Source organism: Ruegeria sp. AP7 (genome assembly GCF_056539905.1).
Genome location: NZ_JBQFVT010000011.1, coordinates 24,995 through 37,416 on the forward strand (window position 1 = coordinate 24,995; position 12,422 = coordinate 37,416).

Annotated in this window: 11 protein-coding genes; 6 read left to right on the forward strand and 5 right to left on the reverse strand. The window is 56.7% G+C overall.

Annotation, left to right across the window (positions count from 1 at the left end):
- Nucleotides 1–19 precede the first annotated feature (19 nt).
- Entirely contained in the window at nucleotides 20–850 is an 831-nt protein-coding gene (locus ACR0KN_RS17205) for an aminoglycoside phosphotransferase family protein (RefSeq protein WP_480655273.1), read from the forward strand.
- Here the strand turns inward: ACR0KN_RS17205 and ACR0KN_RS17210 are convergent.
- The 3 genes from ACR0KN_RS17210 to ACR0KN_RS17220 all read right to left on the reverse strand — a co-directional run bounded on the left by ACR0KN_RS17210 (nucleotide 844) and on the right by ACR0KN_RS17220 (nucleotide 5,876).
- Complete coding sequence (locus ACR0KN_RS17210) at nucleotides 844–3,330, reverse strand: penicillin-binding protein 1A (RefSeq protein ID WP_480655275.1); 2,487 nt, start codon at nucleotides 3,328–3,330, stop codon at nucleotides 844–846. The two genes, ACR0KN_RS17205 and ACR0KN_RS17210, sit on opposite strands and share 7 nt — an antisense overlap.
- 95 nt (nucleotides 3,331–3,425) lie before the next feature.
- Nucleotides 3,426–4,646 (reverse strand): N-acetylmuramoyl-L-alanine amidase, encoded by a 1,221-nt coding sequence (locus ACR0KN_RS17215; RefSeq protein WP_480655277.1) that lies wholly within the window; start codon nucleotides 4,644–4,646, stop codon nucleotides 3,426–3,428.
- A 66-nt stretch (nucleotides 4,647–4,712) separates the two neighbouring features.
- A complete protein-coding gene (locus ACR0KN_RS17220) occupies nucleotides 4,713–5,876 on the reverse strand; it encodes a pyridoxal phosphate-dependent aminotransferase (RefSeq protein WP_480655279.1) in 1,164 nt (387 codons plus the stop codon).
- Here ACR0KN_RS17220 and ACR0KN_RS17225 point away from each other — a divergent pair.
- The 5 genes from ACR0KN_RS17225 (at nucleotide 5,875) to ACR0KN_RS17245 (ending at nucleotide 9,880) form a co-directional block, all read left to right on the forward strand.
- Nucleotides 5,875–7,260, forward strand: coding sequence for a M48 family metalloprotease (locus tag ACR0KN_RS17225; protein WP_170773241.1), 1,386 nt, complete (start codon nucleotides 5,875–5,877; stop codon nucleotides 7,258–7,260). The genes ACR0KN_RS17220 and ACR0KN_RS17225 overlap by 2 nt on opposite strands.
- Nucleotides 7,257–8,015: a DsbA family protein gene (locus ACR0KN_RS17230; protein ID WP_170773239.1), complete on the forward strand. Its 759-nt coding sequence runs from the start codon at nucleotides 7,257–7,259 to the stop codon at nucleotides 8,013–8,015. The genes ACR0KN_RS17225 and ACR0KN_RS17230 overlap by 4 nt, the downstream gene beginning before the upstream one ends.
- Nucleotides 8,016–8,247: 232 nt before the next feature.
- Entirely contained in the window at nucleotides 8,248–8,856 is a 609-nt protein-coding gene (locus tag ACR0KN_RS17235) for a CHAP domain-containing protein (RefSeq protein WP_480655281.1), read from the forward strand.
- 47 nt (nucleotides 8,857–8,903) lie between these two features.
- Nucleotides 8,904–9,161: a hypothetical protein gene (locus ACR0KN_RS17240; protein ID WP_480655283.1), complete on the forward strand. Its 258-nt coding sequence runs from the start codon at nucleotides 8,904–8,906 to the stop codon at nucleotides 9,159–9,161.
- Nucleotides 9,162–9,256: 95 nt separating this feature from the next.
- On the forward strand, nucleotides 9,257–9,880 hold the full coding sequence (locus ACR0KN_RS17245; RefSeq protein WP_480655285.1) for a hypothetical protein: 624 nt from the start codon (nucleotides 9,257–9,259) through the stop codon (nucleotides 9,878–9,880).
- Between the two features lie 64 nt (nucleotides 9,881–9,944).
- Here the strand turns inward: ACR0KN_RS17245 and ispG are convergent, their stop codons facing one another.
- Nucleotides 9,945–11,060, reverse strand: coding sequence for a flavodoxin-dependent (E)-4-hydroxy-3-methylbut-2-enyl-diphosphate synthase (ispG, locus tag ACR0KN_RS17250; protein WP_480655287.1), 1,116 nt, complete (start codon nucleotides 11,058–11,060; stop codon nucleotides 9,945–9,947).
- Nucleotides 11,061–11,130: 70 nt separating this feature from the next.
- A complete protein-coding gene (locus ACR0KN_RS17255) occupies nucleotides 11,131–12,345 on the reverse strand; it encodes a helix-turn-helix domain-containing protein (RefSeq protein WP_480655401.1) in 1,215 nt (404 codons plus the stop codon).
- Nucleotides 12,346–12,422 lie beyond the last annotated feature (77 nt).

Consider the following 12,422-nt stretch of genomic DNA (forward strand, 5'->3'; position numbering starts at 1 on the left):
CAAGACGGGCAGGATCGTAATGCAGAGCGCAGTGGAAAAGTTAGCGAACAATTGGGTGCTGCATAACCTGTCTTACGTCGCAGATACCGGCCATGCACAGGTTTGGAAGGTTCAAACAGCCAATGGAAGCGCGGCGCTGAAACTTTACCATCGCACGGATCGGGGCAATGAGGCGGCAGGTTCTACGCTGCTGAAGCATTGGGAGAATCGCGGTGCTGTTCAAATACTGTCGGAAGCGCAAAATGCCGTGCTGATGGAGTGGTTGGAGGGGCCGTCTCTCGGCGATATTGCGCGTACTGGTCAGCCAGGCATAGCCCTTGCCAGTCTGGCTGATACAGCGCGAGGCCTGCATCACATGCCGATCAAATCACCCAAAGGGTTGAAGCCGCTCAGTGATGTCTTTGAGCCCCTACTCTCCTGCCGATTTTTGCCGGACTGCACCGCAGCATTACAGTGCAACATGAAGAGAGCGATCAGTCTGGCGCGTCGCCTGTTGGACACCCAGGTTCAGACAGTCGCATTGCATGGTGACCTGCATCCCGACAATGTTATTCATACTGCAACCGGGCCACGCGTGATAGACGCAAAAGGGTATTTGGGTGATCCCGCGTTCGAGCTGGCGAATGCCCTGCGCCATCCCAAAGGCATGCCCTCTCTAGTGCAGCAGCGCAGCCAGATCAAAAGATGTCTAAAGCTCTACGCCGATGCGCTGCTTGTGAGCGAAGACCGACTGGCAAAATGGGCTGCTGCAAAGTGCGCACTTTCAATTTTCTGGCGCTCACATGGTTCGGTCGAGACCGACCGTGAGGCCGATCTGCTCCACCTTTTCTTAGATATAGCGGATCAGTAAAGCCCACCGCCCTGCAGTTCACCTTGGCTAGCATTGGGGCCGACCGTGATCGTATCACCCGTCGAGGTGGTTACCTGACGGCCCGAGCTGGCCTCTTCAAACAACGGCAAATCCGAGCCCATAGCAAAGCCACCATCATAGATGCGGTCGATGAAGCCGTCGACGCCATCACGGAAATACTCGGCGACCACGTATTCTCCGCTGGCATCTTCAGGTAGGCGCGCGCCGCTGAACCGGTCGATCTTGATGAAATGGCCGCCCGGAGGCACTTCAAAGGGGCCTCCGCCGTATTTCTCGACGGCCTTTTCCATGAAGCTCTGGAACACAGGGCCACACAGCGTGCCGCCATAGGCCCCTCGGCCCATCGGGCGCGGGCGGTCATAACCGATGTAGCAACCTGCCACGATGTTTGAGGTGAAACCGATAAACCACGCATCCTTGGATTCGTTCGTAGTGCCGGTCTTGCCCGCCGTGGGCACGGGCAGGTTCACGACACGCGACGCGGTGCCGCGATCCACCACGCCTTTCATCATTGAAGTCAGCTGATAGGCGGTGATGGCATCCATGACCTGACTGCGATCGGTCAGGATCGTGGGCGATTCATCGGGCTCAAGCCAGCTGGAGTTACAATCCACACACTGGCGATCGTCATGGCGATAGATGGTCTTGCCGAACCGGTCCTGAATACGGTCAACCAGAGTCGGCTCAACCCGCTCACCGCCATTGGCGAACATCGCATAGGCAGCAACCATTTTATAAAGCGTGGTTTCTTCGGACCCCAGCGAGTTCGCAAGGAATGCGCCCATACGGTCATAAACGCCGAACCGTTCGGCATACCCCGCAACAACGGGCATGGTGACCTCTTGCGCCAAGCGGATGGTCATCAAGTTCCGCGACATCTCGATCCCGGTGCGCAACGGCGTCGGACCATAGAACTTGTTGGTCGAGTTCTTGGGACGCCAAAGGCCCTGCGGTGTATTCACCTCGATCGGCGCATCCACAACGATTGTGGCTGGGCTATATCCGCTATCCAGTGCGGCTGCATAAACGAAGGGTTTGAAGCTGGACCCAGGCTGCCGCTGCGCTTGCGTGGCGCGGTTGAACACCGTGTCCTGATAAGAAAACCCACCCTGCATCGCGAGAACACGGCCCGAATTCACGTCCATCGCGACAAAGCCGCCCTGCACTTCTGGCACCTGACGAGCAGACCACTGCCCCTCTTCGCCGGCCATTACCAGAATGACATCGCCGCGTTTGAAATTGGCTGCGAAATCACCCTGCATCCACTTGATATCTTCGCGGGGGACGGTGCCATCTGCTGGGCCATCTTCGATACCGACGGTCAGGGATTGGTCGGCCACGTTCAGAACAACGGCCGGATACCATTGCGTCGGCAGCACCACGTCGCGGGGGATTTCCATGATCGCCAGCGCCTCGCGCCACTGAGCTTCATCTGCCAGCTTCTCTTCAGGGATCACCTCACCCGTACCACGCCATTTCCCGCGCGAGCGGTCGTATTTCTGCAGCGCCGTGCGCAGGGCTTTCGCCGCTTCGACCTGCATTTCTTCATCAACCGACGCCCGGACGGTAAAGCCGCCAGTGAAGAACTCACCTTCACCAAAATCCTCACTCAGCTGGCGGCGGATTTCGTCAGTGAAGTAATCACGGGGTGGCAATGCAGTACGGAAGCTTTCAAAGTCACCGTTTTGGACCGAGCGCAGGGGCATCTCGACCTCGGTCTCATAGGTCGCCTGATCAATATACCCGTTCTGCTGCATTTCGCGCAGCACATAGTTGCGGCGGTTGAGCAGGCGTTCCTTCTGACGAACCGGATGGTAGTCGGACGGCGCTTTGGGCATAGCGGCCAGCATCGCCGCTTCGTGTGGTGCCAGCTCTTGCAGGGTCTTGTTGAAGTAAGTCTGCGCCGCGGCGGTCACGCCATAGGAGTTCTGGCCCAGAAATATCTCGTTCATATAGAGTTCGAGGATCTGTTCCTTGTCCAGCGTATCCTCAAGCCGAGTGGCGAGGATGATTTCCTTGATCTTGCGCTCGGCCCGGCGATCGCCGGACAGCAGGAAGTTCTTCATCACCTGCTGCGTGATCGTTGACGCACCACGTACGGTTTCGCCCTTGGTGCGCACGGCCTCGACCCCGGCAGCAATGATACCGCGCGGGTCATAGCCCTGATGGGTATAGAAATTCTTATCTTCCGCAGAGATAAACGCCTGTTTCACCAGATCGGGGATTTCCTCGGACGGCGTGAACAGACGGCGTTCCTGTGCAAATTCGTCGATCAGCTGTCCTTCGCCCGAGTAAATCCGGCTGATGGTCGGCGGTTTGTATTGCGCGAGCGATTCATGACTGGGCAGGTCGCGCCCATACATCCAGAACACTGCGCCAACGACCAGCGCGGCCATAAAAATACCCAAGGTCACGAGGCTGAAAATCGCCCCGAAAAACGAAAGAATGAACCGGATCACGTTACTGCCTTTTACTCGCGGTGACGCCTATATAGTGTCGCCCCCCCGCAGGGTCAAAACACGAAAGGCTACAATGGCCGTTTTGCGCCGCTACGTTATTGACCAATCAGCGATCGTTTCACTAAATCGTCCTGACGCCAGTTCTCAAGCCCCTGCACTAGCCCGCGCGCCATCGAGGCCCGCCAGTCCGGATCAGAGATGTTCTTGAAATCACGCGGGCTGGACAAGAACCCCAACTCGACCAACACAGATGGGATGTCTGCGGCCTTCAATACCGAGAATGACGCAGAACGCACGGGTCTGCGATTCATCGGCCCACCCTGCTGTGCCATACCATCGACCAACGAGCGGGCCAGCGCTTTGCTGCGCGGTTTGGTCTCTTGCCGGGCCAAATCCAGCAGCACATCAGCGACCTGATCGTCCGCTCCGCTCAGATCGATACCCGCAATCAGATCGCCTCGGTCGTGACGTTCAGCCAGCTTCTGGCTGGCAACATCCGAGGCCTCTTCTGACAGTGTGTAGACGACAGCCCCATGCGCCAACCCTTCGGAAAGCGAATCCGCATGCAGCGAGATGAACACGTCCGCCCCGGCCCTGTGCGCCAAAGCAATGCGCCGCTCTAGCGAGACAAACTGATCGTCGACGCGTGTCATCACCACTTCGTATCCGCCGGTACGCAGCAGCGCCTCGCGCAGTTCGCGTGCGAAGGTCAGTATCAGCGTTTTCTCATTGGTATCAGCGACTTCGGCACCCGGATCGATGCCCCCATGGCCGGGGTCCAACATGACAAGCAACACATGTTGATCAACGCGCCCGGGCATCGCCGGTGTCACCGCGGGTTCCGGAAGGTCCCACCCTGGCTGGCGCGGAGCACCCGCGCTGGCCGCGAAACTGTCAAAGTCAGTCCCTTTCAGATGCAACGACAAATGTGCAGCACCCGTCGCTTGATCAATCCGCAGATCGGCGGTTTCTACAGCCAAAGGAGCACCAAGCTCCAGCACTAGGCGCGACCAGCCGGGCACATAGGCTCCGTACTGAACACCACTGATACGGTCAGTTTGAAGGAAGGTCCCGCGGTCCAAACCAGACCAATCGACCTCCTGGAAATCCAGCACCATCCGGTAGGGATCACGCAATGTGAACACGCGGTATGGCACACCCTGGCTGAGGCCAAGGTCCAGCCGCACCCCGGTATTGCCCTCATCGACGATGCGGCTCTGCTCCGGAAGGGCGCGTGCAAGTGCGCTGAAGTCCTGCGCGATAGCAGCACCAGTCAGCGCCCAGATCAGGGCGAGTGCGAAGAAAATCCTGCTCATGGCCTCAAGTTTTCCCGAGATCGTTTGAGGCAGAGCCTATAGCAATCCCCTGCCTTTGTGAACGCTTTAGGCCGTTTGCGGGATCGCGCCTCGCTCGGTCATAAAACGCTGCAGCCGATCCAGCCCATCCTGAATGTCTTCGCTCGACCGCGCATAAGAAAATCGCAACGTCGTGTGCCCGCGCACCGGATCGAAATCCAGCCCCGGTGTCACGGCAACCCCGGCCTTGTCCAGAATCTCGGCCGCAAAGGCACGGCTATCCTGCGTCAAATCCGAGACATCTGCGTAGACATAAAACGCCCCATCCGGCGGTGCGATATTGGCAAACCCGGCCTTGGGCAACCCATCCAGCATCAACAGACGATTACGGCGGTAAACATCCAGATTGGCCTGCAGCTCATATTCGCAATCCATCGCAGCCAATGCCGCCACCTGGCTCGCATGGGGAGCACAAATGAACATGTTCTGCGCAATTCGCTCGACCACGCGCACCTGATCTTCGGGCACAACCATCCAGCCAACACGCCAGCCGGTCATCGAGAAATACTTGGAGAACGAGTTGATCACATAGCACTCATCCGTCAGCTCCAACGCAGTGACGGCTTTGGCTTCGTATTCCAGCCCGTGATAAATCTCGTCACTGATGAACGACGCGCCCTGCCCCTGCGCGGCTTCGATCAGTGCCTGCATCGCGGCATGGTCCAACATCGTTCCTGTGGGGTTCGCAGGTGAAGCAACCATCAATCCCTGCAGATCGAGCCCCGCGAAATCAGCGGGCACTGGTTGCAGCCGGTTTTCAGGCGCAGTCGGCAGATCAACCGGAACCAACCCCAGCGCCTTGAGGATTTGCCGATAAGACGGATACCCCGGTGCCCCGATCCCTACCCGATCACCGCTGTCGAAAAGCGCCGTGAAGGTCAGCAGGAACCCGCCGGACGACCCCGGTGTGATCACCACCCGTTCGGGGTTAAGATCAACATTATACCACTCGCCATACAACCGCGCGATCCGCTGCCTGAGCGCGGGCAAACCCAAAGCCACCGTATACCCCAGCGGCCCCTGTTCCATGGCCCTCGCCAGCGCTTCGGTCGCCCCTTTAGGTGCCCCGGTTCCCGGTTGGCCTACCTCCATATGAATGACATGCCGCCCGGCCTCTTCTGCCTTGCGTGCGGCCTCCATCACATCCATCACGATGAAGGGATCGACCCCGGAACGGGTTGAGTTTCTCATGGCCATCTCCCATGTTGCAGCCATGGCTTTTGAACGCTTATCCCGGCTGGCGTCAATCCCGGCTGTGTTGCTGATCGCAGTGACGTGGTTGGTCAGTGTCGTTCAGACCAACGCGCAAAGCTTGATCCGCGATCCCGATATAGAACACGGCCTACGAGAACTGGCCTTTCCGATCTTGCGCGCGGCTGGCCTGAACACCAACCGGGTTAGGGTGCTGGTGGTAAATGACAGCGTATTCAATGCTTTTGTTATAGACTACAACACCATCTACCTGAATTACGGTCTGATCCTGACCGTCGAAACCCCCGAGATGTTGCAGGCGGTGATCGCGCATGAGGCCGCCCATATCGCCAACGGTCACCTTGCACGCCGTTCGGAAAACCTGCGGGCGGCACAGCGCAACGCGCAGCTAGGCACGCTGCTGGCGCTCGCGGCCGCAGCAGCGGGCGGCGGAGAGGCTGCGGCAGGCATTGCTGTGGGCACTCAGGCTTCGGCATTGCGCAGTTTCTTGGGGCATACACGCGCCGAAGAGGCCTCGGCCGATCGCAGTGCTGCCAGCTATCTGCGTTGGGCTGGGATCTCACCACGCGGGATGGTTGATTTGCACCGCAAGTTTGCAGGGCAGGAACTACTGAGCGAAATCAGGCAGGACCCGTATATGCGCTCGCACCCAACCAGCCGAGAGCGCCTTCGCGCGGCTGAGACGTTTCTGGATCAATATGGCGACAAAGCTAAAAAGAACCCAAACGCAGATTACTGGTTTGCCCGCGTAAAAGGAAAACTGTCAGCCTTCTTGCGATCCCCGACCTGGACACTACGCCGTGCAGCCGAGGAAACCGACCGCGACATCCGTCTGATGCGTGAAGCATCGGCCTACCACCAGAACCGAGACTTGTCCCGCGCCCGCGCCGCGATTGACGGAGCGTTGGCAATCCGCCCCGATGATCCGTTTTTCTATGAACTGAAAGGTCAGATTCTGCTGGAGAACAGACGCCTGAGCGAGGCTGTTGCAGCCTATGGTGCCGCAGTCGATATGGCACCGAACAATTCTCTGATTCTGGCGGGATATGGGCGCGCTCTGCTGGCGGATGGCCAAACCAAGAAAGCCCTGCAAGTTCTTGAAAAAGCAAGGGCAAGAGATTACCGAAACGCCCGATTGATGCGTGATCTTGGCTTAGCCTATTCGCAGGTGGGCAACAATGGAATGGCGTCTGCTGTGACCGCAGAGCGATATGCGCTGCAGGGTCGTCTTGCTGATGCTGGCATCCATGCTAAACGCGCGGTTGCACAACTCCCCGAAGGGTCTCCGGGTTGGCAAAGGGCGCAGGATGTGCTGATTGCCTCGGAGCGCCTGAAAAAGAACAAAAGAAGGAAACGGAAATGATCCTGAGACATGCTGCACCGGCCCTATTGGGTCTTTCCCTGATCACTAGCCCCGCGCAGGCGCTCGACCTGAACGCCATGAGCGACGCAGAGAGAGCCGAGTTTGGCGCGCAGGTGCGCGAATATCTGCTGGCAAATCCGGAAGTGATCATCGAGGCGATCAACATCCTTGAAGAGCGCAACGCCGCAGCCGAGGCGAATGCCGACAAAGAACTCGTCGCTGCCAATGCGGAAGACCTGTTCAACGATGGTTATAGCTGGGTGGGCGGCAACCCAGACGGCGACATAACTCTGGTTGAGTTCATGGACTATCGCTGCGGCTATTGCCGGCGCGCCATGCCCGAAGTGGCGACCCTGCTGGCCCAGGACGGCAATATCCGTCTGGTTATTAAGGAATTGCCAATTTTAGGCGATGCCTCCGTCGTGTCATCCCGCTTTGCCATCGCGACCAAACAGGTGGCGGGAGATGATGCATACAAACAGGTTCATGATGCCCTCCTGGCCTTTAGCGGTGAGCCGTCCGAAGTCACCCTGCGCCGCATCTCTGACGGGCTGGGACTGGACAGCGACGCGATCATCGCGGCGATGGACAGTGAAGAAGTCACCGAGGAGATCGCCAAAACCCGCGCGCTGGCACAAAAACTACGAATCTCTGGAACGCCTTCATTTGTTCTGGGCACTGAAATGCTGCGCGGTTACCTACCCGCAGATCAGATGCTGCAGATTGCGAACGGAGTTCGTGCAGAACAAGGTTAAGAGCAGAGGTTGGAATGATCGCCCGACGTTCACTTTACAGATGGGTTCAACTCACCTTTGGCCCAACAGCCATCTTCATCGGATATTGAACCTTTTGTGAGCCTTCTCTTCAAACCTATCAATTGAATTGAAGCGATTGATTGGGCTTTCCTGAGCATACATTGGACCGCCTCGGAACTAGGGAACCGGCAAAATTTTGCCGGGAACTTTTTGGGCTCTTTTCACAAGCTGCATGATCACCTTAAAACTCTGTAACCACTCAAACCGGCATCAAAGATTCTTGCAAATCAGCAACCGTAGAACAAATACGATTTGGCCGCGCCTGCCAGTCACCGCCCGCGCTGTGATTGCGATGGGCCTTATCGGTTTTGTCTCGGCCTGCGCTCAGAATCCAAACGATAGTGATCTTGATCCGGAGCGACAGGCAATGGCGCTGCAAGAGGTTTCGAAAAAGCATGCCCGCGGGCAAAGAGTGTGGTGCGTACCCTACGCCCGAAACCTCAGCGGCATCCAAATCCGCGGTAATGCCAAGGACTGGTGGGGCAAGGCTGGTAATATCTTTGACCGGGGCAATGAGCCAGAGGTTGGTGCTGTGATGTCGTTTCGTGCAACCCGCGGAATGCCTCTGGGTCATGTCGCCGTCGTCTCCGATATCGTCACCGACCGAGAAGTCATCATCAACCATGCAAACTGGCACCGCAACAAAGTGTCGTTGAAAATGGGCGTCATGGACGTATCCAAAAACAATGATTGGACGCTGGTGCGGGTGGAAACCAATCCGGGTCGGTACGGCAGTTCATACCCGGTGAACGGTTTCATATATCCGAAGTTTGCAGAGTAACCCCATCCCTTTTTGCGTCTGTTGTGCTTCAGCAGAAGGTTTGCGTCTTGGATAAGCTCAGCATGGATCGAGCGGTAACGAATATCGACGAAAAAGGTGTCAAGGCACGTAAAATGGCTCAAAAAAGATGCAAGTTTCCAACGAGCACATTTTTGTTCATCTCCAAGATCAAGTGGCGGTTTTTGATCGCAGACCAGATGTTGCCGCTTGCGTTCTGGATATACGCCAAACAAGGTGACGACGCGATATTTGACGAAGCGGATACTCTGCAGTTTTCACCATTGAAAACGCTTCTGCAGAATTAAGTTTGCCGGCTATTGTTCTTTTTTGACACGCTGCGAAAACTAAGGTATAATTCAGGCAGTTCGAGTTTTCTCTACTTTTTGGAGAGTAATTGGGTATGAATAAGGGTTTCACTGCGCGCCTTCGGTTGAGAATTGTTTTGGCGATAGCCTTTTTTGGCATGATATTTGCTAATTCGGCATCAGCCGTGACTATCGCAACTTCAACAAAAAGCGTTGATATTACCTGTTCAGGATCATGTGATTTTTGGGATTTGGCGTTGGATCCCGACGGTTTCAATGCATCCGCTGGATCTTGGCTGGCAGCTTCATATGGTGGTTTAGTAGGGCCTGGACCTGGTAGTAACAATAGCAACGCCAATCGGCTTTCATTTGTGAATACAGTTCTTGGATTTGCTGGGCTAGATTCATTCACTACTCAGTCGGGCTCAAGCGATGGGAACGTTGGTGGCGGTGGTATAGATGACCCTAGTGGGAGCTCACTCTTTTCCTGGACTGGCTCTGGCCAATACTATCTGGCTTGGAGTGCCTTTGATCCTCGTTATATACTGATCAGGAACAATTCTGAAAACAACACCTTCACTTGGGATGGTAAAGGGCTAAGCGGATTAGATGCGTTTGGAACCGTAGCACCTATACCGTTGCCGCCTGCGGTGTTGATGTTGTTGGCTGGACTTGGTGGTTTGATTGTAATTGGCAAACGGAAATCACGCCCAGTCTGACAAATCTGTGAGCATTGGATTTCTTTAGACGCGGCGCTTCATACAAGAAGCGCCGTGCGTTGTTTCAGTTTGAAATTGCAGCGTCCAACTCTGCCGCCTTCTTTTCGACCTGTTCCACGATGTGATCGATCATCTGATCGTTTGACATCTTGTGGCTGGCTTTTCCCGCCAAATAGACCATGCCAGACCCTGCCCCGCCGCCGGTAAAGCCGACATCGGTCATTAGGGCTTCGCCCGGCCCGTTCACCACACAGCCAATGATCGACAGACTCATTGGAGTCTTGATGTGTTCCAGTCGATGTTCTAACGCCTCAACCGTTTTGATCACATCAAAGCCCTGACGCGCGCAGGAAGGGCATGAGATGATGTTCACGCCGCGATGGCGCAGGCCCAAAGATTTCAGGATCTCAAAGCCCACCTTCACCTCCTCCACCGGATCGGCGGACAGACTGACCCGGATCGTGTCGCCAATGCCCATCCACAGCAGATTGCCCAGGCCGATGGCAGACTTTATCGTGCCCGATACCAGCCCGCCAGCCTCGGTGATGCCCAGGTGAATCGGTGCGTCCGTGGCTTCGGCGATGCCTTGATAGGCGGCTGCCGTTAGAAAGACGTCACTGGCCTTCACGCTGATCTTAAAATTGTGAAAGTCGTTGTCTTCGAGGATACGGATGTGTTCCAGCCCGCTTTCAACCATCGCCTCGGGGCATGGTTCGGCATATTTCTCAAGCAGGTGTTTTTCCAGACTGCCCGCATTCACCCCGATCCGTATCGTGCAATTGTGGTCACGCGCGGCCTTGATGACCTCTTTCACCCGCTTTTCATCGCCGATGTTGCCGGGATTGATCCGCAGACAAGCGGCACCCGCCTCGGCGGCTTCGATACCACGTTTGTAGTGAAAGTGAATGTCAGCCACGATTGGAACCGGGCTTTCGCGCACGATTTCTTTCAGCGCTTTGGCCGAGGCCTCGTCCGGCACCGACACCCGAACAATATCCGCGCCGGCCTCTGCTGCCGCCTGAACCTGCGCGACTGTTGCTGCCACATCTGTCGTCAGCGTGTTGGTCATGGTTTGCACAGCAATCGGCGCATCTCCACCAACAGGCACATTGCCCACCATGATCTGGCGAGATTTGCGGCGATAGATGTCGCGCCAGGGACGCACGTGATTAAGGGACATGAGGGAGGGTCCAGATCAGCCTGAGTTGCCCCTTAGATAGTTCGCCAACCCAAGGGGAGCAATGGCTAGATCACTCAGCAGGTGCTTCTGCTGTCTTAGTCTGCAATTCCGCCACCAGTTGCTTGAGCGCGCTGTTCTGTTCGGCCTCAAGATCTGCAACTGCAAATTTCTCGGAAACTGCATCTTTCGAGAGCACAACGCCCTTGGTCACCGTGCCGGGTGCGCCAACCGGACCAAAATGTTCACCATTCATCGAGAAATACACGGATCCCGATGCGCCAGCTCGCAATAGCGGAGCCTCTTCGGTCAGGGGCACTTCGAACGTGCTGCCTTGTTCGACGGTACCCAGTGTACCTTCAAAAATGACACTGCCATCAGCGGCCGTTACGCGCATCCACGATGGGTTAACGGCTACGATCTTCAGCGTCGTATCCAGTTGCTCAACCACCTGCGGTAACGCCGGACGCTCGACCGTATGAACTTCAGTCACCTGAATCTGCGGTGGCTCAGGAGCGCGGAAAGTGCCGACTGTACGCGGATCAAGCGTTGAAATCGGGGCATCGCGGGCAACCAGCACCGGTACATCCAGCGCTTGCGGGCGATACAAACGATCCAGCGCTTCTGTGCTTGGTGCGTCGACGCTGGCCAATTCGGCCTCATCCGACCGCGCCTGCGCAGCGTCCAGCGGATCAAGATCGGTCAGAACAACCGGCGCTTGCTCGACCGGGCTGACCTGTACCTGCTGAATTCGGTTCAGAACCGACCAGCCGCCATAGCCAATTCCGCCAATTACGGCCAACAGCACAAGTGTCGAGCCGATGGCCCGCGGTTCGATCTGGCTGACCACGGATTCGCGACCGGGAATATAGGGCGTGTTCGGCGAGACGAAGGGATCACGCCCCATCGAGCCGCGGGCAGGCAAACCACCTTGGGCTTTCTTGACTACCGATGCCTCGGCCGACATGCCGTGTGCAACTTCGAATCCGCTCTCCTGACAGAAGCTTGCGAAAGTCTCATCGGGGTTCATCCCCAGATAGCGGGCATAGGAACGCACATACCCAGCGATGAAGCCGGGTGTGTCAAAAGCATCAGGATCAGCATTTTCAATGGCGGCTATGTAGTTGGCTTTGATCCGCAGTTCGCGCTGCACATCCAAAAGAGATTTGCCCATCGTCGCGCGTTCGCCGCGCATAACATCGCCGAGTCGTACCTCATAATCGTCAAAGCCCTTTGGCCTGACGTCCATGTCTTCTTCGGAATCGCGCTGTGATCTGCGCCCAATCATTCCTGCTGCCCCATCTTTGCCTGTCGCGTGTTGCACGCTAGCGGCGAATCGCCCCTACAACGATTCGTCTAATTCTT

Excerpts from the sequence above, each read along its gene's own strand:
- ACR0KN_RS17205 (WP_480655273.1), top strand. The coding sequence starts at position 20 with ATGCAGAGCGCAGTGGAAAAGTTAGCGAACAATTGGGTGCTGCATAAC.
- ACR0KN_RS17235 (WP_480655281.1), top strand. The coding sequence starts at position 8,248 with ATGATCACCTTAAAACTCTGTAACCACTCAAACCGGCATCAAAGATTC.
- ACR0KN_RS17220 (WP_480655279.1), bottom strand. The coding sequence starts at position 5,876 with ATGAGAAACTCAACCCGTTCCGGGGTCGATCCCTTCATCGTGATGGAT.
- ACR0KN_RS17230 (WP_170773239.1), top strand. The coding sequence starts at position 7,257 with ATGATCCTGAGACATGCTGCACCGGCCCTATTGGGTCTTTCCCTGATC.
- ACR0KN_RS17225 (WP_170773241.1), top strand. The coding sequence starts at position 5,875 with ATGGCCATCTCCCATGTTGCAGCCATGGCTTTTGAACGCTTATCCCGG.
- ACR0KN_RS17255 (WP_480655401.1), bottom strand. The coding sequence starts at position 12,345 with ATGATTGGGCGCAGATCACAGCGCGATTCCGAAGAAGACATGGACGTC.
- ACR0KN_RS17215 (WP_480655277.1), bottom strand. The coding sequence starts at position 4,646 with ATGAGCAGGATTTTCTTCGCACTCGCCCTGATCTGGGCGCTGACTGGT.
- ispG (WP_480655287.1), bottom strand. The coding sequence starts at position 11,060 with ATGTCCCTTAATCACGTGCGTCCCTGGCGCGACATCTATCGCCGCAAA.
- ACR0KN_RS17245 (WP_480655285.1), top strand. The coding sequence starts at position 9,257 with ATGAATAAGGGTTTCACTGCGCGCCTTCGGTTGAGAATTGTTTTGGCG.